This is a genomic window from Zunongwangia sp. SCSIO 43204, from assembly GCF_019904275.1.
Classification (GTDB): Bacteria; Bacteroidota; Bacteroidia; order Flavobacteriales; family Flavobacteriaceae; genus Zunongwangia; species Zunongwangia mangrovi.
On record NZ_CP063204.1, the window covers coordinates 2,976,854 to 2,996,724 of the forward strand.

18 protein-coding genes, 1 tRNA gene and 1 pseudogene are annotated in these 19,871 nt (G+C 33.8%); 5 read left to right on the forward strand and 15 right to left on the reverse strand.

Annotated features, from left to right (window positions below; all coding sequences use genetic code 11):
- Positions 1 to 442 precede the first annotated feature (442 nt).
- The 9 genes and pseudogenes from INR75_RS13315 to INR75_RS13355 all read right to left on the reverse strand — a co-directional run bounded on the left by INR75_RS13315 (position 443) and on the right by INR75_RS13355 (position 10,393).
- Positions 443 to 2,548 carry an ATP-binding protein gene (locus tag INR75_RS13315; protein WP_223089154.1) on the reverse strand — a complete coding sequence of 702 codons (2,106 nt, stop codon included), beginning with the start codon at positions 2,546 to 2,548 and terminating at the stop codon, positions 443 to 445.
- 152 nt (positions 2,549 to 2,700) lie between these two features.
- Positions 2,701 to 3,522, reverse strand: a pseudogene (lgt, locus tag INR75_RS13320) (prolipoprotein diacylglyceryl transferase).
- A gap of 92 nt (positions 3,523 to 3,614) precedes the next feature.
- Positions 3,615 to 4,610, reverse strand: a complete 996-nt coding sequence (locus INR75_RS13325; RefSeq protein WP_223089155.1) for an IS30 family transposase — start codon at positions 4,608 to 4,610, stop codon at positions 3,615 to 3,617.
- A gap of 330 nt (positions 4,611 to 4,940) precedes the next feature.
- Positions 4,941 to 5,513 carry a hypothetical protein gene (locus tag INR75_RS13330; protein ID WP_223089156.1) on the reverse strand — a complete coding sequence of 191 codons (573 nt, stop codon included), beginning with the start codon at positions 5,511 to 5,513 and terminating at the stop codon, positions 4,941 to 4,943.
- A complete protein-coding gene (locus INR75_RS13335) occupies positions 5,510 to 6,829 on the reverse strand; it encodes a hypothetical protein (RefSeq protein ID WP_223089157.1) in 1,320 nt (439 codons plus the stop codon). Before INR75_RS13335 ends, INR75_RS13330 begins: the two co-directional genes overlap by 4 nt.
- The gene (locus tag INR75_RS13340; protein WP_223089158.1) at positions 6,826 to 8,103 is read right to left on the reverse strand and encodes a DNA cytosine methyltransferase; all 1,278 of its coding nucleotides are present in this window, start codon (positions 8,101 to 8,103) and stop codon (positions 6,826 to 6,828) included. The genes INR75_RS13335 and INR75_RS13340 overlap by 4 nt, the downstream gene beginning before the upstream one ends.
- Positions 8,100 to 8,426, reverse strand: a complete 327-nt coding sequence (locus tag INR75_RS13345; protein ID WP_223089159.1) for a helix-turn-helix domain-containing protein — start codon at positions 8,424 to 8,426, stop codon at positions 8,100 to 8,102. The genes INR75_RS13340 and INR75_RS13345 overlap by 4 nt, the downstream gene beginning before the upstream one ends.
- 543 nt (positions 8,427 to 8,969) lie before the next feature.
- Entirely contained in the window at positions 8,970 to 9,146 is a 177-nt protein-coding gene (locus INR75_RS13350) for a hypothetical protein (protein WP_223089160.1), read from the reverse strand.
- 1,173 nt (positions 9,147 to 10,319) lie between these two features.
- Positions 10,320 to 10,393 (reverse strand) — tRNA-Met (locus INR75_RS13355).
- 172 nt (positions 10,394 to 10,565) lie between these two features.
- Here INR75_RS13355 and INR75_RS13360 point away from each other — a divergent pair.
- Both INR75_RS13360 and INR75_RS13365 read left to right on the forward strand, forming a co-directional pair.
- The gene (locus tag INR75_RS13360; protein ID WP_223089161.1) at positions 10,566 to 10,955 is read left to right on the forward strand and encodes an START-like domain-containing protein; all 390 of its coding nucleotides are present in this window, start codon (positions 10,566 to 10,568) and stop codon (positions 10,953 to 10,955) included.
- 52 nt (positions 10,956 to 11,007) lie between these two features.
- Positions 11,008 to 11,853 (forward strand): aminotransferase class IV, encoded by an 846-nt coding sequence (locus INR75_RS13365; protein ID WP_223089162.1) that lies wholly within the window; start codon positions 11,008 to 11,010, stop codon positions 11,851 to 11,853.
- 35 nt (positions 11,854 to 11,888) lie between these two features.
- On the opposite strand, the gene INR75_RS13370 is transcribed toward INR75_RS13365, so the two are convergent.
- The 5 genes from INR75_RS13370 to INR75_RS13390 form a co-directional block, all read right to left on the reverse strand.
- Positions 11,889 to 12,449, reverse strand: coding sequence for a YqgE/AlgH family protein (locus tag INR75_RS13370; RefSeq protein WP_223089163.1), 561 nt, complete (start codon positions 12,447 to 12,449; stop codon positions 11,889 to 11,891).
- Positions 12,450 to 12,574: 125 nt separating this feature from the next.
- Positions 12,575 to 12,847 (reverse strand): HU family DNA-binding protein, encoded by a 273-nt coding sequence (locus tag INR75_RS13375; protein ID WP_084842084.1) that lies wholly within the window; start codon positions 12,845 to 12,847, stop codon positions 12,575 to 12,577.
- 184 nt (positions 12,848 to 13,031) lie between these two features.
- Positions 13,032 to 13,976 (reverse strand): methionyl-tRNA formyltransferase, encoded by a 945-nt coding sequence (fmt, locus tag INR75_RS13380; RefSeq protein ID WP_223089164.1) that lies wholly within the window; start codon positions 13,974 to 13,976, stop codon positions 13,032 to 13,034.
- Position 13,977: 1 nt separating this feature from the next.
- The gene (locus INR75_RS13385; RefSeq protein WP_223089165.1) at positions 13,978 to 15,879 is read right to left on the reverse strand and encodes an ATP-dependent DNA helicase RecQ; all 1,902 of its coding nucleotides are present in this window, start codon (positions 15,877 to 15,879) and stop codon (positions 13,978 to 13,980) included.
- A gap of 2 nt (positions 15,880 to 15,881) precedes the next feature.
- Positions 15,882 to 16,421 carry an AAA family ATPase gene (locus INR75_RS13390; protein ID WP_092543706.1) on the reverse strand — a complete coding sequence of 180 codons (540 nt, stop codon included), beginning with the start codon at positions 16,419 to 16,421 and terminating at the stop codon, positions 15,882 to 15,884.
- Between the two features lie 88 nt (positions 16,422 to 16,509).
- Between INR75_RS13390 and INR75_RS13395 the strand changes: the two genes are divergently transcribed.
- The 3 genes from INR75_RS13395 (at position 16,510) to murA (ending at position 18,918) form a co-directional block, all read left to right on the forward strand.
- A complete protein-coding gene (locus tag INR75_RS13395) occupies positions 16,510 to 16,803 on the forward strand; it encodes a DUF493 family protein (RefSeq protein ID WP_223091932.1) in 294 nt (97 codons plus the stop codon).
- Positions 16,804 to 16,950: 147 nt separating this feature from the next.
- Positions 16,951 to 17,589 (forward strand): DUF4290 domain-containing protein, encoded by a 639-nt coding sequence (locus tag INR75_RS13400; protein WP_223089166.1) that lies wholly within the window; start codon positions 16,951 to 16,953, stop codon positions 17,587 to 17,589.
- A 15-nt stretch (positions 17,590 to 17,604) separates the two neighbouring features.
- On the forward strand, positions 17,605 to 18,918 hold the full coding sequence (murA, locus tag INR75_RS13405; protein WP_223089167.1) for a UDP-N-acetylglucosamine 1-carboxyvinyltransferase: 1,314 nt from the start codon (positions 17,605 to 17,607) through the stop codon (positions 18,916 to 18,918).
- 229 nt (positions 18,919 to 19,147) lie between these two features.
- On the opposite strand, the gene INR75_RS13410 is transcribed toward murA, so the two are convergent.
- A complete protein-coding gene (locus tag INR75_RS13410; RefSeq protein ID WP_223089168.1) occupies positions 19,148 to 19,864 on the reverse strand; it encodes a DUF4198 domain-containing protein in 717 nt (238 codons plus the stop codon).
- Positions 19,865 to 19,871 lie beyond the last annotated feature (7 nt).

Genomic DNA, 19,871 nt, shown 5'->3' on the forward strand with positions numbered 1-19,871 from the left:
AAGCACATCATTGTGATGTCCTAAACGTTTCTTTGGAAATGAATACCGAAGTAGTAGATCCGGCAGGAATCAGGGGAAAGAAGATGTTCTTACCTGGGGAGGTCTCCATAACCACGAGTTGGTATAGTGGAGAAGTCAGCCGAAGTCGTAGTACCCAGGGGAAACGAGGTGCAGAAAACTGCATAGGTCTCACAAGGGGGGAAGGACAGAACATAATCCTTTCGGAAATAAGAATGGGAGCATTAATTTTCATTAATTGGGTGACCGATTCCCAAGAAAATCTGTAGCCTATTCATAAAGTATGGAATAGTTTCAATTGGTGTAAAGAGCGATTGAAAAGATGGATTGTGAACCGCCCAGTACGAGACCCGTACGCTGGGTGGTGTGAGGGGTGCACTCCGTCATTTAATGGCGGAGCCATCCACTCGATTAGCGGCAGTTATTATTCCTCTGCTGTATCTGCAATCTCTGGTTCAGTAATTTCAGGTACTTCAAAAATCATTGGAACGTTTGATTTTAAAGCTTTTCCAGCTGCTATAGCTTGTCTAAATCTTAAATTTGGCAAAACATTTGCGATTCCTTGTCCGAAATAATTAGATAAAAATTCACTACTCGTTTTATCGAATTCTTGAAACGAAATGATCGTATTGCACTGAGTTAGTACTGTTTTAGATACATTCGCAGTTCTTTGAGCAATTACTAAAAGTCCAACATCATATTTTCTACCTTGTAAAGCAATTTGTGCAATGCTATTTAATAATGAGTGAGAAGATTTATCGGAAATTCCAACAAAATTCCATTCTGGAATTACTGTGTGAGCTTCTTCTAAAACCACACAAACTTTGTGACCATAACATCTATCATTTTTAGCAATATTAAATAATGCTTTAAAAAGCTGTCTTGTATATTCTAAAATGCTTGCTGTATTAGAAACATCGGGAAGTTCAAACAGACATAATTGTGAATCTTCTGACTTTAAAAATGCATCAAGTCCTTCTTTAAGCGTTTCTTTAATAAAGTCATCGCACTTTTTAAGTCCTTCTTTACTCTGTTGATTTCCAAACTTTTCTAATTCCTTTGAAATCCATTCAAATGCTTCGTAAAGTTTAATCTCTTTGGCATCTGATACTAATTTAAAGGGATTTAAATCTGTAAATTTTCCTCGATATTCTCCCGTAAAATCAATACAAATTGCCTTTATCGATTTATCTTTCAAATACTCTCTAATTAAGTTTCTTGAAAAAACAGATTTACCTGTACCTGTTACACCTAAAACTGCTGTATGGTGTGTGAGTGCCAATTCTTTATTGATTATAACAGGAAAGTTTGTATTTGGTATATGTCCAATTTGAAATTCTCCATCTAATAATTCTACATTTTCAATTTTAGATGCGATGTAAACTGGAGAGTTAATATCTGGAACCCAACCAAATTGCTCAAATTTTACTTTTTCTTGATTCCACGTACCTAATTGGATTGCTTCTCCAATAATTAGACCTGTTTCATTCTTGTTTTCTAATTGTTCTATTTTAGTAATTCCTTCAACGATTTGATAAAAGACTGTAACATTTTTGTTTCCAACTTTTATTTCTAATAGTTGACCTTCTTGTATAGATGCTTTGGAATTATAAATGAATTTTATTTTGCTTATACTTGAGTTTTCTGTAACAATACCTACAAATTTATCTAAGTAGCTTGTTGCGGGAACATCATTAATCTTATATATTACGTCTTCTGTGTGATTTTTAAAAATTGATTGATTAGCAAAGATCTTAATTATTTCACTTGTTGTTAAAATCTTAATCCACTGTTGTTCGTTAAGTAAATAGGAATCTAAAATGAGTCCTTTTCTAATTTGGTGACTTTCATCAATTGAATAGACAAACTCTACAAAATCAAAGATTTTTGTAGATTCTTTTCTGTCTGAAAATAGTTTTACAAGAAATGTGTTTTTTGACTGGACGCCAAAGATAGTTCCTAAAGCATTTTCTTGCTTTTTACTTTCTTTTTTCTCAAATAACTTATTTAAAATTGAAGCAATCGAAGGTAAATTTAAAATCATAAAAAGCACCCAATAGAGAAGTAGCGCATTAAAGCCATTGCTATTCAGTCCAAATTGGTTCATAGCTCCCCAAAGAAAAAAAGACGAAAATAATGTTTGAGGCTTTCCAATTTCTCTATTTATTCTTGAAAAGAATTGAACCCATTTGTCCTCGCTCGGTAAAGGTTTATCCCTTAGCCACATAAGCACATAACTGCTAATTGCTAAATAAAAAGTTATGCTCAAAAATAACCAAAATATCCAATTTCGGTTCTGTTCGTCTACAAGTAGTAAGGATACACCTGCAGTTACAGCATTAATAAATACGTTAGGATCTTTAGAAAAATGAGGTTGGTCAATTAATGATAATAATATTAACAATAAAAAACCTGAAGTGAACCAAAAGTCATTAATAAGGAAGCCAAAGCTCTGTGTTACGAAATATCCAACTCCGATTAACAAAATTAGTGAAAGCCCGAGAAATATTAATCTTGTTCTTTTGCTCATTTGTTCATAGGTTAGTTTTAATTGCCGCTAACGTCTCGGGCTATGAAAAGTAGCGGAAAAACAAGCGCAAATCTGTCCGCTGCAACTTTGATTTTTTAAATGTACAAAAACTTTCGATTAAGCACGGAAGCAGCTATTTTTTATAGCCATTGTTATGCACTGGGCTTTCTTCGTACGAATATTAATGTCAGTCCTGCTAAAATAAATGGAATACTCAAAATTTGTCCCATATTTAAAGTCATTTGATTTTCAAAATCCACTTGATTTTCTTTAAAAAACTCTATAATAAATCGAGCAAGAAATAATAATACAAGAAAAATCCCAAAAATAATTCCGTTGGTATTTACCGTTTTTTTCGATTTATAAAGCCAGAATAAGAAAACAAAAATTAAAATATATGCGGAAGCTTCATAAAGTTGAGTTGGATGGCGAGGGATTAAATCATCTCTTTAAAAAACGACACCCCAATTTCCATTTGTCGGTTTTCCATAAATCTCTGAATTCATAAAATTCCCAAGTCGGATAAACGCTCCTGTTATGGGAGTAGCAATAGCCACTCTATCCAATATCCATAATAATTTTGTTTTATATTTCCTCGAATACCAAATGATTGCAATTAATACTCCTAAGGCGCCTCCGTGACTTGCCAATCCTTGAAATCCGATAAATTCGTACTCTCCGTTGACTTTTGCTATCGGTAAGAATATTTCTATGGGATTGCTGAAATAATATTGCGGGTCATAAAACAAACAATGTCCAAGGCGAGCTCCGACTAATGTTCCAATTACGATATAGGTTAATAATTTATCTAAATTCTCAATCGGAACATTTTCCTTATCATAAATCCGCTTCACAACTTAATAAGCTAATAATAAACCAGTTACGAAAAATAATCCATAATATTTTAAAGGAAAAGTATCTGTTATCCAAAAGATTACTGGGTCAAAATTCCAGTAAATTATTCCATCCTCCATAAATTATTTTTCTGTTTTTGGCGCATTCAAGGTTCTAACGCAACAACTGTTGCTATTTTTGGTTTCGTACAATTTAGTATAAATCTTAAAATTTATGCGGCATTTTGTTTAAAAATCTCATTGGGAGTTTTATAGTTAATGATTTTTCGAGGTCTGTTGTTGAGTTTATCCTGAACATGCTTAAGTTGTTTAGCTGTAACTTTATTAAAATCAGTTCGTTTAGGGAAGTATCTTCTGATAAGTCCATTGGTATTTTCGTTGGTACCTCTTTGCCATGAAGCATATGGATCTGCAAAATAAACTTTGATCCCTGTTTTTTTGGTAAAGTCTTTATGCTTAGCCATTTCATTCCCGTTATCGTAGGTCATTGTTTTAATTAAATGTTGATTAAAGCCCTGTAATACTTTAGCAAACTGCTTTGTTACTGTTGCTGATTTTCTGTCTTTTAGCTTTATGATACATACGAATCTTGATTTTCTTTCAACGATAGTTCCTATGGCACTTTTTTGTCCTTTACCGATAACTAGATCACCTTCCCAATGTCCTATCTCTAGTCTATTTTCAATGTGTTTAGGTCGGTCTTTGATGTTAATGACATCTTTTATTTTCGAACCTCTTTTGGTCTTTGCATGAGCTCTTCTGCGTTGTGATTTTTGATAGGGTAGTAGTTTGATTAGCTTTTTGTTTAAACTGGCCTGTCTATGTCTATAAATATGCATATAGATAGCTTCATAAGAAATGGACATCACCGGATCGTTTGGGTATTTATCTTTGAGTCTGCCAGCAATCTGATCTGGGGACCAACCTTGTAATAATCCTTTATAAACAAAGAACTTAAGTTTTATATGGGTATTGATTTTATCAAGGTTTCTTTTGTTGAGATAGTCGTCTTTCGCTAACCAATTGGCTAATGTCGCATCGTATTTATCATCTTTATTAACGACAAGCTTATTGATTTCTCTGGATATGGTAGATCTGGCTCTGTTGAGCTTTTTGGCGATAAAGGCTTTCGTTTTATCTTCATCGATCAGTGTCTGGATAATAACTCTTTCTTTGAAGGATAATCGTTTGTATTTTTTGGTCTTCATTTGAACAAATCTAAGGATATGATTTGTTGCGTTGAGTTATTGAATCCGGGTTTTTGTTTTCGCCTTGTGCATAACGGTCTTGTATAACAATCAGTTGCGGATTGATTAGAAACTAAGATAGCTGAAATTACTGACTTTTATGCTTGCGCGGTTGTGTCCGCAGGACACAAAGCCGCAATTGTTGTTATACGGTGTTAGCCACAGGCTTTTTACGTTTCATTTGATATTTCGAAATTTTAATACTGGTTTTGAATTCAGCGTTGGCAAGACATACTCTTTTGCAATTTTTGGCGTAGCGCTGGCTTTTGCGAATTGTAAATGTGTATGGCTTTAAGCGGTGGCTTTTTTTATTATTGAAGCTAATTCTTCAAAATTTGAAATTCCATTTATTACTTTTGAGTCAATCCAATTTATTCCATTGCCTGGTTGAAATGAAATTATCCCTGTTTTGTATGGATATTGTTTATCGTTTATAGTCTGAACCCAATCCATTGGAAGTTTTTTTAATTTTATAATTTCGTTAAAGTCATTTGATAATTTATTAGGAGAACTTCCTTTTACGACAAGAAGGAGAATACCTGTATTTATATTTTTTGCCACCTGTAAATATCCACTTAGTTGAGAATAGTCCTTTAATGAAAGTTGTCGCAAATATTTCACTTCAAATAGTATAAGATGGGTTTTGTTCTCTTTCCTTATTGCAAATAAAATATCTAATTTTAATTTAGGAATATATTCGTTTTCAAAGCTAATTTCTGTGTTAAGTTTGGTGCTAACTTCCTTGATCATTAAATCAAGAGATTTATTTACACTATATGCTATTTCTATGTTTGATTCTATATAACCTCTTAAGTATTTAATGAATTTTTCTGAAAACTCTTCGTAAAAATCTATTTCCTTCATATAATCTTGACTTCTAAATTTGAAGTTTGTGTATTTTGTTGAATAAGTTTTTGGTTTTTTGGACTAGAGATATTGGAACAAATTACAGCCCGGTCATTAGAATTATTCTTAATTAAAACTGGCTCGTTTTCTGTTCCATAATATCTTGTAACTTCTAATTCAGTAGGCATATTTGATTCAATAATTTTAGCCATTGGTCCTTTATGTCGCTTACCATTGAGTTCATCTGCTAAAAGAAATGCTAAACCTTGTTTCAATCCATAATAAGATATAAAAGTTCTATTGTCACTTAACAAAGATTTTACCGAAAGTTGTAGATTTTCTATTTGGTAATTGTTAAAGTATTCGTTTGAAATCGATTCATATTGTTTTTGTATTTCTTCAATAGATCCTTTACTTAATCGTGGAAAAAAAGAAATCAAACTGTTCTTATTTCGGACTACCTTTTTGACTTCTTTATTAGGCGCAAACTTACAACCTAAAGTTGCACAAAAATGAAAATAATGAAAATAGAGCTTATTTCTAACCTCTTCAGGCAAGTTACTTGAATCTATTTCGTTATGAACAGATACTGGACTTGGTTGTCTGATTTTTCTAAACGGACATTCTTCCTGTTCAAATTTTGTTTGATTTTTTTCAATTAATTTTGCATCTATAGATTTAGCTTGTAATGCAAATGAGTGATTCGCTAAAAAAGACCTAATAAGGAATCGAATTTTAAATCCTTTTTTCCACCCTTTATAAGTTGGATCAGAAGATGAATGTTGATTAGGATGATTATATAAAATTTGATCCGTCACACTACCCATTTCAGTTAACCAAGAACAGAGTTGGACAACAAATTTAAAATTTTTTGTGCTTCCCGGAATTTCTAAAGAGACAACAGGGGCTTTATCATCAAAGCGACGATGAGATTTTGATAAGCTAAGTCTAGCATCGAAAATACCTGATAAAAAGTTTTCTGCATTAATTCCTTTCAATAAATTTTTACTTTCTTCTAAATCTGCATTATTTAATAAGAAACCTATTTTGGGAAGTTTTAAAGTCGTAAGATCGGATTGAATATTATTAAACCCTTCATCTTCGATTGGTTTTATAAACCATTTCTTGTTTCCAATTTCATAAGTTACTTTAACAGAATATTCATTTTGAAATAAACTAGCTATTCTTTGTAATATATCAACGGCTATATTCCCCATTTTTTTAGGATCCATTCCCCACTTAGCAAATGGTAATTCAATAAGAAATGTATTCTTGTCTAGTCTTCCACCTCCAACGAATAATCCGAGAATGTAAGCTTTGTTATGATTTATCATTCGTTTTCTTTAAGGTGTTTTGAAATAGCTCTAGATATAACCCAACCTAATATCGGTGGAACTGCATTTCCGATTACCTTATACGCATTTGCAATTGTCCTGTAAGGAAATATAAAATCATCGGGAAAAGATTGTATTCTTGCAATTTCCCTTATTGTATATCTTCTGTTTTCTAAAGGATGAGTTATCCCACAAGCTTCAGGTTGAGCTGATGCGGTAATTGTGCCGTTTATTTCGGTTAAAGAAAACCTACGATAAAAATTTGGAGAACGATATTTTTTTGGATTATCGTGTATTTTTCGAAATCTTTCTGACATATCTTCTCTATTCATATTTTTCCAAGAACGTCCTTTATGAATTTTTTCGGGTAATTCTTCAATTGGTGTTTTTGATTTGAAAAGGTTTAATGTTTTTTTATTACCATAACAAGGACCAATTTTATCAACCATATATTGCCCTGACGGAGAATATTTCCAAAAATCTTTTGATTGTGGAGTATCCTTTTTAATATCAGATAATATAGAGCCTAACATAAGATCATACTTATTATTATTTTCATTTGGGATATCAAATTCCTCAACTACTTTGTCCAATAAATCAAAGTCAAATTTTTGATACTCATCTTTAAGACCTACAATGATAACCCTATACCTTGCTGAAGGAACTCCATAATTTGAAGCTTTAACTAATTTATAAACTGTATTATAACCTAATTTTTTAGTTCTTTTTACAATTTCTTCTGGAATAGTTGTTCCATCAGGCATTTTGGATGACATTATTCCGCGAACATTTTCAAAAATAAAACCTATTGGTTTTTTTTCAGATTGTTCTTTTTCTTTCAATATTTTCTCACACTCTTCAAAAAGATTTCCTCTCTCATCGTTTATTCCTTTTCTTAATCCCGCATTAGAAAAGGGTTGGCAAGGAAATCCTGCAATCATAAAATCAAAATCTGGAATTATTTTATGCGGAACTTCCCTTATATCAGCTTGTATTATTTGATGATCTCCAAAATATTTTTCATTTGATTCGTAAGTGAATGTTGCTGCTGGATCAATATCATTTGCTAATATTGTTGAGAAAGGATTTTTGGGATAATATTTATCTCTGAAAATGAAATCTCCCCTTAAACCCAAGTCCATTCCTCCGCATCCAGAGAATAGGGATAAAACCTTAAAATTACCTGAGCAGATATTCTTTTTTGAAGAATAATTTATTTTTGATTGATAATCTTCAGCGGGCAAAACAGTATCTGTGTTTTCTTTATAATTCATAAGGTGTCAATTTTTAATTGCTTAATATTCTTAGATTTTAAATATCTTAAAGTTTTTTCTGCTACTACAAATGTAGTACTAGGACAATCGTATTTAATCGCTTCCTGTGCAAATTTGTTAGCGAAATATAACTCTTTTAATTTTTTATAATCAATGCTAAAAATTTTAGATAACTTCTCTAATTTCTGAAAACTAAGTTGTTTAGTATTAGTTTCTATTCGACTTATTGCACTGGAGTTGATGCCTAATTTAGCTCCAAATTCAGTTTGTGTCCAACCAAATTTTTCTCTCTGCTGCTTTATGAATTCTCCAAAATTTGTCATTTTTAGGTATGTATATTTGTATTTGACCTATTTTGGTCAAATTTAATAATATTTTTTAATTATGGTGGCGTATTTTTGCTCTTTTGGTTTTTAAAGCAATGGCTTTATGTGGAAGAAAAAACCAAATGTGTAAAAATATGTGGTGGCTTTTAGTTCGGATTTTTTCAGCTTGTGGCTAACTCGTTATATCTCCATAAAAATACACTTTTATCGGAGTTAATTTCCGGTTATCAACACTTTTGATAGTTTTTTTGTCCAAATTGTTATCCAATTATAAAAAATTGTTGGGGAGATATAAATATTTAAATCTATCCCTATATTAAATGGCAGTTATAATACACCCTTAATTATTTAATGCGTTATAAGCGTAAAATAATTTCCGATCTCTTCACTAACTTTAAATCCTGCCGAGCTTCGAGTATAATTTAAAATCATTTAGTTACATTTGTTACATAGAAAGCGTAAAGCGCTCTCATTGATGTCTTAATTGATGTCCTATTTTCTAAATTAAGATATAAAATACTGGCATATAGGTGATTGGTTTTAAATTTTAAATCCGGTCATACTTCCAGCCGTCACATAGAACACAAGGTTTATCCTTATTAATTGAGAACCATCACTATAGATCGTCCCAATCAGGTCCGGGCAATTGACATCACTTACATTCAAATGCGAAAAGACTTTATGTACCTGGTAGCCATCATTGAGCTCTATAGTCATTTCGTGTTGAACTGGTCTGTATCAAACTATGGATGTCCATTGGTGCAAAAAAACCGTGGAAGAAGCTATCCTTCTGAATTGGAAGTCGGAAATTCTTAATACGGATCAGGGCTGTCAGTTTATTTCAGAGATTTTAACTAATAGCGTGCTCTCAGAGAATAATCAAACTCATTATGAACGGTAAAGTAAGAGATATAGATGATGTTTTATAGAGCGGCTAATGATAAGTGTGAAATATGAAAAAATTACCTCAATCCACCGAAATCTGGAGTAGGATACCTGCAACTGGGCACCTAATTTGATTTGTACAATTATAGAAGAAGGCATCAAGGGATAGGAAATGAAAAAATACTAAACTGATATTTAGAATAAGAAAAAAAGCTGCATAATAAATGAAAAAAGAACATTATTTAGCAGTTAAGCTATCCTAACAACTGATAGTTCATTATCTAAAAAAAACATTTCTGCTAAATAGGATATAAATTCTCCTGAACCCGTACCGAACCCTGATAGCAGCAATTCTTTCATACGCATAAGTACCTATTGATCGCCAATACAAATCTTTTATAGTAGAAAATACTTATAGAAAGCCTCACATTCAGTAGTGTCCAGTAGACTCTCCAAACTTTCCAAAGGGACAGAAATTAAAGTGAATACAATTTTAGGTGACCTAAAATATTCGGATGGTATTGCCCAAGCTGTTAATCATATAGCTTCAAATCAAAAAAGAGGTTGAAGTAATGAAAAAGACAATTTTACACCAATCTAATCGGAATATAAAATTGTAGTGCTTTATCAATCCTGATGAACGTCCTTTGGGTTGATACCAATGGAACACCTTTAAGATCAAATTTCGGAGTGCTAAAAACAGTTTAGATAGTTGTAAATAAAAAAGTATTATCAAAATCAATCAAGACGAAAGTGAATTAATATTCTTCAACTATAATTTTTTATCTAAAAAGCTGATACTAGTTTAAACTTAGAAGATGACTTGAAGGTTATTTTCTCGATTCAATTCTCGAAAAATCTTAGAATTTGATTTCAATTACCATCAAATGAAACTAATCTAAGTCATTCATTTTAAATTATTTGAAATACTTAAAATTCTGTACCTATTCTGTACCCATTAAAAAACGAAAGGCTTTCGATTTCTCGAAAGCCTTGTTATTGCTGTAGCGAGACCGAGATTTGAACTCGGGACCTCCGGGTTATGAATCCGACGCTCTAACCAACTGAGCTACCTCGCCGTATTGTGCAGTATTACTGCCTTAAGGAAGCATTCGCGCTGTATTGCAAATGCGGGTGCAAATATAATAACAATTTCAAATGCCGCAAATAATTTTTTCGAAAATATTTAAAATGTTTTCTTTTAATGTTACCAATTAATATATATATTGCTCAAAACTAATAAATCAAAAAATGGAAGATAAGATAAAGTACGAAATGGAATTTCCAATTCACGCTTCTCCTTCATTATTATATCAATACATTTCAACGCCCTCAGGATTAAGTGAGTGGTATGCTGATAATGTGAATTCACGCGGAGAATTATTTACTTTTATCTGGGAAGGTAGCGAAGAGCAGGCAAAGCTTGTAAGCAAAAAAAGTGATGAACGTGTAAAATTTAGATGGGCAGAAGAAGAAGGTACGCCTTACTATTTTGAAATTCGTATTCAGGTAGACGATATTACCAAAGATGTTTCTATAATGATTACCGATTTTGCTGAAGATGGTGATGAGGTAGAAGAAGGTAAAATGCTTTGGGAAAATATGATCTCAGACTTAAAACAGGTATTGGGATCGGTTTAATATTCGATATTTAAAACTTACCTTTGCCCCGCTTATTAATCGGGGCTTTTTTATGATCAATTTTAACGGAAGTTTACTACAGGAGAACGAAGCAAATTTATCGATAACCAATCGTGGTTATGCGTATGGAGATTCAGTTTTTGAAACCATACGAGTAATTAACGGTAAAGCAATGTTTTGGGAAGACCATTATTTTAGACTAATGGCATCTATGCGTATTATGCGCATGGAAATTCCGCATGAGTTCTCACCGGAGTTTTTGGAAGAACAAATTATTGATCTTATTAAAGAAAATAATCTTCAGGATAAACCGGCGCGTGTAAAATTTTCAGTTTTTAGAAAAGAAGGAGGTTTATACACTCCAGAGGTAAGAGATATTGAATATTTTATTCTTACTTCAGAAATCAAAGATCCCTTTTATACGTTAAGTGAAGCCTTTTATGAAGTTGAACTTTTTAAAGACCACTACATCAACTCCGGTTTACTTTCTACGATCAAGACCAATAATAAGGCAGTTAATGTCTTAGGAGGTATTTTCGCAAAGGAAAACGACTATGATAACTGCTTACTTGTAAACGAGAAAAAGTCTGTTGTAGAAGCCTTAAATGGAAACCTATTTGTTGTAAAAGGAAATAAAATTAAAACTCCGCCGCTTACCGATGGTGCCTTAAATGGGATTACCCGTAAGCAATTAATCAATATTATTAAAAAGCTACAGGAATATACTTTTGAAGAGGCTTCTGTTTCTCCATTTGAATTACAAAAAGCTGATGAACTTTTTATCACAAATGTAATCGTAGGAATACAGCCGATATCAAAATATCGTAAAAAGGAATTTAAAAATGTGGTGGCTAAAGACTTGCTTGCCAAATTAAATGCAAAGGCAAGATTAGGTTAGAAGCTAGTGGTTAGGCTAGGAAAGAGAATGTGTTTCTAGTTGTAACTAGGATTTTCTGGCGCGTTAGACCATAGAACATATTCACCGCCTAATTGCATCATCTGGTCTTTCCAGAATGAATCGTAAGGGCGTTCAATAATATTTTTTTGGTCTTCGTTAGTGACAACGATCCAGGAATTAGCATCTAATTCACTATTCAATTGTTCGGCATCCCAACCAGAATAACCAAGGAAAAATCTTATTTGGTTCTTATCGATCAAATTTTGAGAAATGAGCGTGGTTACGGCATCAAAATTTCCTCCCCAGTAAATACCGTCTGCGATCTCTACGCTATCCGGAATTAGATCTGGGATTCGATGAATAAAATAAAGATTGTCCTGTTCTACGGGCCCTCCATTATAAATCTGGAAATCTACGTTTAATCCAGGAATTAAATCCTTAAGTGTGAAGTCCAGAACTTTATTTAAGATAAATCCTACAGAGCCACGTTCAGAATGTTCGGCCAAAAGTACAACAGACCTGTTGAAGGAAATATCTCCAATGATTGAAGGTTCTGCGATTAAAAGGTGGCCTTTAGAGGGTTTAAGTGCAATCATAGGCATACTTTTTAACTAATCTAACTAATTATTCTTAACTCTACAATAAATATTAAAAAAATATGCATAAAAAAAGCTTTCCTCGTAGGAAAGCTTTAATACTTTAACTAAAATAGTGATAATTATTAGTTTACAGCTTTTTGTAAATCTGCACCAGCTTTAAATTTCACTACATTTTTAGCAGCAATCTTGATAGTTTTTCCAGTTTGTGGGTTTCTTCCTTCTCTTGCTGCTCTTTTTGACACAGACCAAGATCCAAATCCTACTAGAGAAACTCTGTCTCCTTTTTTAAGAGATGACTCGATTCCTCCTAAAAATGATTCTAATGCTTTTTTAGCCGCAGCTTTAGAAATACCTGCGTCCTCAGCCATTGCGTCGATTAAATCTGTTTTGTTCATAATTTGAATTTAAATAATTGTTGGTTAAACATTCTGTTCAATTGCTCTTACAAATTTATATGGATTTATCGCCTATGCAAGTAATGGCAAGGGAAAACGCGATGTTTGTTGATAACTTTGGCAAAATGTTAATAATTGGAGCTTAAATTTATTGATTTTTTATGATTTCAGTATTTACAAGGCCTTAGAGCATATAAGCATCATGTTCTAGCCTTAAACCGTTTAGCAAATCTTTTACTTTCATTTTTCGCTTTCCGGGAAGCTGAATTTCATTAATAAAAACATAACCGTCTTTAGTGGCGGCTTTAATTTGATGATTTTCAATACTTATTTTTCCTGGTTTTTCTACGTGCTCTTTTAAAATCATTTCACTATCAAAAACCTTAACGTTCATTTTGTCCCCATTTTGCAAAAAACACCATGCGGCGGGATATGGATTTAAACCACGAATTAGATTGAAAATAGTGCTGGTACTCTGTGTCCAGTCGATTTTGGTATTTTCACGGGTTAATTTTGGCGCGGGTTTGGGATCTTCTTCCTTATTTTGTGGAATAGTTTTCACCTCGCCACTTTCAATAAGTTTTAAGGTATCTACAATAAGTTCCCCGCCAAGTTTCATTAAGCGATCGTGAACAGATCCCACGTTTTCTGTAGCTTCAATTTCGATTTCTTTAGACTGAATTATATTCCCGGTATCGATCTTCTCATCTATAAAAAAGGTAGTTGCCCCAGTTGTTTTTTCACCATTAATCACCGCCCAATTTATCGGTGCAGCACCGCGATATTCTGGCAATATTGAAGCATGTAGGTTAAAGGTTCCGTATTCAGGAAACTTCCATACTTTTTCTGGTAACATTCTAAAAGCAACTACAACCTGAAGATTAGGGTTTAATTCTTTAAGCTGAGCTTCAAATTCATCAGATTTTAAGTTGGTTGGCTGTAAAATGGGCAGGCCTTTGGTTAAAGCGAATTTTTTTATTGCGCTTTGGTTTAATTTTCTACCACGACCTGCCGGGCGATCTGGCGCGGTAACTACACCAACAACATTATAGCCGGCTTCTAGAATTTTCGCAAGACCTTCTACAGCAAAGTCTGGCGTTCCCATAAATAATATTCGTAAATCTTTCATTTTAATGTGCTTTGTAGGTATTGGTTGGTGTTCTCTTTATTCGGTTTTTTTCTACTAAAAGTCGCAAAACCTCAAGAATATGCTCTTCAGCAAAAGGTAATTGTGCGACCAGTTCTCTAGAAGATTTATCTGCAGTTTTTAATAGTTTGATAATTTCAAAATAGATGATATTCATTAAATCTCGGGTTAATTTTCCGGATTGCTTTTTTGTACAAACCGAGCAAATTCCGCAGTCTTCAATTTCTTTTTCGCCAAAATAAGTTAAAAGTTGCTTGCTTCGGCAGGTTTCATTTTTATCAATATAGGTTAAAACCTGTTCTATTTTTTCTTTTTTATTCTGAAGGTATTGCTCGATGAATTTAGTATGCGGAATTAGCGTTCGTTCATCTTCACGCGGTACTAAAAAGGTGACCGAGGCATAGTGTTGCGCATATTCAAATTCAACGATTTCATCTTTTTCTAATTTCTGAAGAATACGCAATGCTTCAGCATCTGAAATATTAGATTTTTCAGCTAAAGAAGACAAATTAATAGCGGTAAGATTTTCAAAAATACCACCGTAAGTTCTTAAAATGCTTTTGGTGAATTCTGAAACTTCAGCTTGATTGTTTAAATAGGTATTTAAAGTACCCGGAAAAACCTCGAATTTCACCAAAGTGCGTTTATGAAATTCTTCGCTTAACTTCAGTATAGAACAGCGTTCTAAAATTTGCAATGCTGCGTAAGCTTTATGAATATTGAAGTTATATTGCTTGCAAAACAGGTTAAAATTAAAATTGAAAGCTTCCTGTTCGCCTTCTCCATAAGCGATTCTAAAATAAGCGAGAACTTTTTTGTAGACCTCTTTAATTTCTGGAATAGATGGTAATTTTGCTAAAAATTGATTCTCTAAAACCGGAATATCGCTTTTATTGGTGATTACGATAGCTTCGGCATATTTGCCATCCCGCCCGGCACGGCCTGCTTCCTGAAAATAACTTTCCAGGTTCTCGGGTAAATTTAAGTGAATTACATGCCTAACATCTGGTTTATCGATTCCCATCCCAAATGCAGTAGTCGCCACCATGATCCTGAATTTATTCTGAAGCCAATCTTCCAGTTTTCGTTTTTTATCGGCTTGTTTCATGCCACCATGAAAAGCTTCAGCTTTATAATCCTGAGATTGCAGGTAATGGGCAATTTCAGTCGTTGCATTTCGGCTTCTTACATAAATAATGGCAGTTTCTTCAATAGATTTTAGCAGCTTAGAAACTTCATAGAATTTATCTTCAGCATAAATAACATTATAGGCAATATTGGGCCTGTAAAACGATTTTTTATGCAACTTAAGATTGGGCAATTTTAGCTGCTCTTTTATATCTTCGATAACAGGCGGAGTAGCAGTTGCCGTCAAAGCGATAAGCGGAATTTCTGGCTTTAATTCGTCGAAAATGGATATATTTCTATAAGCTGGTCTAAAGTCGTGCCCCCATTGTGAGATGCAATGTGCTTCATCTACAGCGATTAGATTTACATTCATTAGTCTGATGCGTTCCTGCACCAATTCCATTTGAAGTCTTTCGGGAGAGAGGTATAAGAATTTATAATTTCCGTAGATACAGTTGTCCAGTTTCTTATCAAGATCGGTATAAGAAATGCCACCGGTAATGGCCATAGCTTTTATGCCTTTAGCCCGCAAATTACTTACCTGGTCTTCCATTAAAGCGATAAGCGGAGAAACCACAATACAAATGCCGCTGCGCATTAAAGCAGGCACTTGAAAACAAACGGACTTCCCACCTCCGGTTGGGAGTAATGCCAATACGTTGTCGCCTTCTAAAACCGAAGCAATAATGGGCCACTGTAAAGGTCTAAATTCTTTATGTCCCCAGTATTTAGTTAGTATTTGTACAGCTTCCCGCAATATTATACCTCAATATTTTGTAAAATAAAATCGGCTCTTTCTTCAACTGTACCCGTTGGCACAATTAAAGGTTTGTAACCGTAATCGATATAAGTGTTAGAGAGGTATTTCGAGATTTTTTCAGCTTCAGCAAAACTTTCGTAACGTTCGTTGTCACTCTGGTAAATCTCTTCCCATGGGGGCAGCATAAAAACCTGATCGTATTTTCGATCTTTACAGGTAGATATAAACGGCTCGCCATATTTGGTGTCAAAATAATCCATATAGGCTACCACATCGTGCACGCCCCGATCTATAAAGATAATATTTTCTTTAGATTTTTCAGCTTCGATAAATTGGGCATCTCTGCCTTCTAAAAGTTTTTCGCTAAACAACAATGGTTGTTCTAAAAAAAGCTGGTCTATCCCTTCTTTTTGAGCATCTAGCGTTACCTGTCTTGAAATTTCGTGCAGGCAGGTATAGCCACGTTTTTCTAGTTCGAAAATAATCGAAGATTTTCCTGTTCCGGGGCCACCGGTAATTACAATTTTCTTTGCTTTCACGCCGCAAATTTCGACATTTGATTTTGATTATAAAAATGGTATAAAGCTTGTATCTTTGTATCCTTTAAATTTGATGAAGAAAAACAATATGAGTGCATCTAATAATCCAGACGAATTTTACGCAAAACTGAAAACACAGCTTCAGGATACGGCAATGTGGCCATCAGAATATCTATATAAATTTATTGTTCCTTCAAAAGAAGAGAAGATTAAAAGCGTAGAAGATATTTTTGATAATATGGGCGCTGTGATCACTACCAAGAAATCTAAAAAAGGAACCTATACCAGTGTATCTGTAAATGTTAGGATGAAAAACCCAGATGCCGTAATCGAAAAATATAAAGAAGTAGGAGAGAAGGTAGAAGGCGTTATTTCACTATAATAAGCCGATATTGGTGTTTTTTGGGATTAAATTTTTAATTCTGTATTAAAAACCAGCGATCTTTTATACACATTAGTTAATATTTCTTATTTTGCAGGCAGAATAAACTTCTGCAATTTAATATTACCTAATTTAAATCAATTTTTTTTGACAAACGCATTAGAATATAACTCTGAGAGGAGTACGTTGATAATTCCTGAATATGGTAGGCATATACAAAAAATGGTAGAGCATGCTGTAAGTATTGAGGATGATGAAGAGCGAAACCGTGTAGCTAATTCTATAATCGCGGTGATGGGGAATATGAATCCGCATTTGCGTGATGTGCCAGATTTTCAGCATAAACTTTGGGATCAATTATTTATAATTAGTGATTTTAAACTAGATGTAGAATCTCCATTTCCTAAACCAAGTAGGGAAATATTAGAAGAGCGTCCAGATCCTTTAAATTATCCTCAAAATCATCCAAAATATCGTTTCTACGGAAATAATATTAAGCGAATGATCGACGAGGCTAAGAAGTATGATGATGGTGAGTTTAAAGATGCTTTGGTTTTAGCGATCGCTAACCACATGAAGAAATCTTTCCTTAACTGGAATCGCGATACGGTAGATGATAACGTGATCTTTGAACATTTAAGAGAATTAAGCGACGGAGCTTTAAATCTTAAAAACTCTGATGAAGATCTTAGTGATTCATCTAATCTTATGCGTGGTAAAAAGAAATATACCAAAAACAATAATCCTAAAAGAACAGGCGGTCGTAAAAGCCGTAAACGCTACTAAAATTTAACCAATTTCATGGGAACTTTTCAGATTGAAGGAGGGCATCAGCTTCAGGGTAAAATACAACCTCAGGGAGCAAAAAACGAAGCCCTGCAGATTCTTTGTGCTGTTTTATTAACTTCAGAAGAAGTAATTATCAATAATATCCCAGATATTATCGATGTAAATAAACTTATAAACTTACTAGAGAATCTAGGTGTTAAAATTCAGAAATTAGGGAAAGGAAGTTATTCTTTTAAGAGCGACGAGCTGAACTTAGATTACCTGCAAAGCGAACAGTTTAAAAAAGATGGTAGTGGTTTGCGTGGATCTATCATGATCGTTGGGCCACTTTTGGCAAGATTTGGTAAAGGTTATATTCCAAAACCAGGTGGTGATAAAATAGGACGCCGTCGTTTAGATACGCATTTTGAAGGTTTTATAAATCTTGGAGCCAGTTTTAGATACAATAAAGAAGAACGTTTTTATGGTGTAGAAGCACCAAACGGACTTAAAGGTAAATATATGCTTTTAGAAGAAGCATCTGTTACCGGTACCGCCAATATCGTTATGGCTGCTGTAATGGCTGAAGGTACTACAACAATTTACAATGCCGCTTGTGAGCCATATTTACAGCAACTTTGTAAAATGCTTAATTCGATGGGAGCTAAGATAAGCGGAGTAGGTTCTAACTTGCTTGTTATCGAAGGTGTTAAAGAATTAGGTGGTTGTGAGCATACCATTTTACCAGATATGATTGAAATTGGATCGTGGATTGGTCTTGCCGCCATGACCAAAAGTGAAATTACCATCACAAATGTGAAATGGGAAATGCTGGGATTAATTCCTACCACATTCAAGAAACTGGGAATCACTATAGAGCGCAGAGGAGATGATATTTTTATCCCGGCGCATAATGATGGTTACGAAGTGCAGAGTTTTATAGATGGCTCGATCATGAATATTAGCGATGCTCCCTGGCCAGGTTTTACACCAGATTTATTAAGTATTATTTTGGTGGTAGCAACGCAAGCACGAGGTAGTGTGCTAATACATCAAAAGATGTTTGAAAGTCGTTTATTCTTTGTAGATAAACTAATCGATATGGGAGCAAAGATCATCCTTTGTGATCCACACAGAGCTACCGTTATTGGGCACGATTTCCATTCGACATTAAAAGCCACTACAATGACGTCTCCAGATATTAGAGCCGGTATTTCGTTGTTAATCGCAGCGCTTTCTGCAAAAGGAACGTCTACAATTCATAATATCGAGCAAATTGATAGAGGTTACGAAGATATCGAAGCGCGTTTAAAAAGTATTGGAGCTAAAATTGAGCGTGTAGATTAATTAATAATATCCACAAAAAAACCTCGGGAACATATCTTCTCGAGGTTTTTTGTTTAAAATAGGCTGCCCGTTATAAGAAGAAGGATAGGTTATGGGATTCTTTGTGAGCAAACGATATTGAACCCAAATTCGATGTTTTTCACATCTTTTTTCTTACGTAAGGGCAGCCATTCTTAGCTAGGTTGGCTAAATCAAATCAGGTTTTAAAGGATTTCCGTCAATTTTTTATTTATTTCTTCGGAAAACAATACGTGGCGCAATGCCAAATAAATTCATAGTCTTCACCTTTATAAGTACCGGGTACATTTTCGTTTTTGGTGGTTTCTACCGTATATTTTGTATCCCACGGAAGTTTAAAAGAAATTTTTCCCTCAGCATCGGTACTTAGAGTTTTCGACCAAAGATCTGAAACGTAGATTTTTACTTCCTGTTCACTAACTGGTTTTCCCTGATAGTAAACCTGAAGCGTTTTTTCATCATTTTTAGTCGGGAGTTCTTTGATGCTCAATCCTTCTTCAGTTATTTCTGAAGCTTTTGTCGCATTTCCTACATTTACTTTGGCGAAAGACTGATAAAAAGTTTTAAAAATTCCGAAGTCATATTCTGTATAATCGATCACATCGATATTATCATTTTTAAGCTGAACGGTAAATGTACCTTCCTTTGTAGGAGTGAAATAGCCTAAATAATGATCTGCCTTTTTATCCAATTTCAGCTGAGTAGAAGTTCCGTCTGGATTAATTACCCAAACTTCAAATTCCGAAACGCTTTCAAAAGGATCGCCATCGGTTTTTTCAATAACTCCGTACGTATATTCGCCATAATGAATTTTTACTTCCTGCTCTTTATTCAGTTTACCTGTTGGATTGGTCTCGATCCATAAATAGTGGGCAAAAGAGGATGTATAGCAAAGTAAGAATAGTAAAATTAGGCTTAGTTTTTTCATTAAAATA

Bases quoted from the DNA above. Each gene is read 5' to 3' on its own strand.
- INR75_RS13315 (WP_223089154.1), bottom strand. From the start codon at position 2,548: ATGAGCAAAAGAACAAGATTAATATTTCTCGGGCTTTCACTAATTTTG.
- INR75_RS13325 (WP_223089155.1), bottom strand. From the start codon at position 4,610: ATGAAGACCAAAAAATACAAACGATTATCCTTCAAAGAAAGAGTTATT.
- INR75_RS13330 (WP_223089156.1), bottom strand. From the start codon at position 5,513: ATGAAGGAAATAGATTTTTACGAAGAGTTTTCAGAAAAATTCATTAAA.
- INR75_RS13335 (WP_223089157.1), bottom strand. From the start codon at position 6,829: ATGATAAATCATAACAAAGCTTACATTCTCGGATTATTCGTTGGAGGT.
- INR75_RS13340 (WP_223089158.1), bottom strand. From the start codon at position 8,103: ATGAATTATAAAGAAAACACAGATACTGTTTTGCCCGCTGAAGATTAT.
- INR75_RS13345 (WP_223089159.1), bottom strand. From the start codon at position 8,426: ATGACAAATTTTGGAGAATTCATAAAGCAGCAGAGAGAAAAATTTGGT.
- INR75_RS13350 (WP_223089160.1), bottom strand. From the start codon at position 9,146: ATGACTATAGAGCTCAATGATGGCTACCAGGTACATAAAGTCTTTTCG.
- INR75_RS13360 (WP_223089161.1), top strand. From the start codon at position 10,566: ATGGAAGATAAGATAAAGTACGAAATGGAATTTCCAATTCACGCTTCT.
- INR75_RS13365 (WP_223089162.1), top strand. From the start codon at position 11,008: ATGATCAATTTTAACGGAAGTTTACTACAGGAGAACGAAGCAAATTTA.
- INR75_RS13370 (WP_223089163.1), bottom strand. From the start codon at position 12,449: ATGATTGCACTTAAACCCTCTAAAGGCCACCTTTTAATCGCAGAACCT.
- INR75_RS13375 (WP_084842084.1), bottom strand. From the start codon at position 12,847: ATGAACAAAACAGATTTAATCGACGCAATGGCTGAGGACGCAGGTATT.
- fmt (WP_223089164.1), bottom strand. From the start codon at position 13,976: ATGAAAGATTTACGAATATTATTTATGGGAACGCCAGACTTTGCTGTA.
- INR75_RS13395 (WP_223091932.1), top strand. From the start codon at position 16,510: ATGAGTGCATCTAATAATCCAGACGAATTTTACGCAAAACTGAAAACA.
- murA (WP_223089167.1), top strand. From the start codon at position 17,605: ATGGGAACTTTTCAGATTGAAGGAGGGCATCAGCTTCAGGGTAAAATA.
- INR75_RS13410 (WP_223089168.1), bottom strand. From the start codon at position 19,864: ATGAAAAAACTAAGCCTAATTTTACTATTCTTACTTTGCTATACATCC.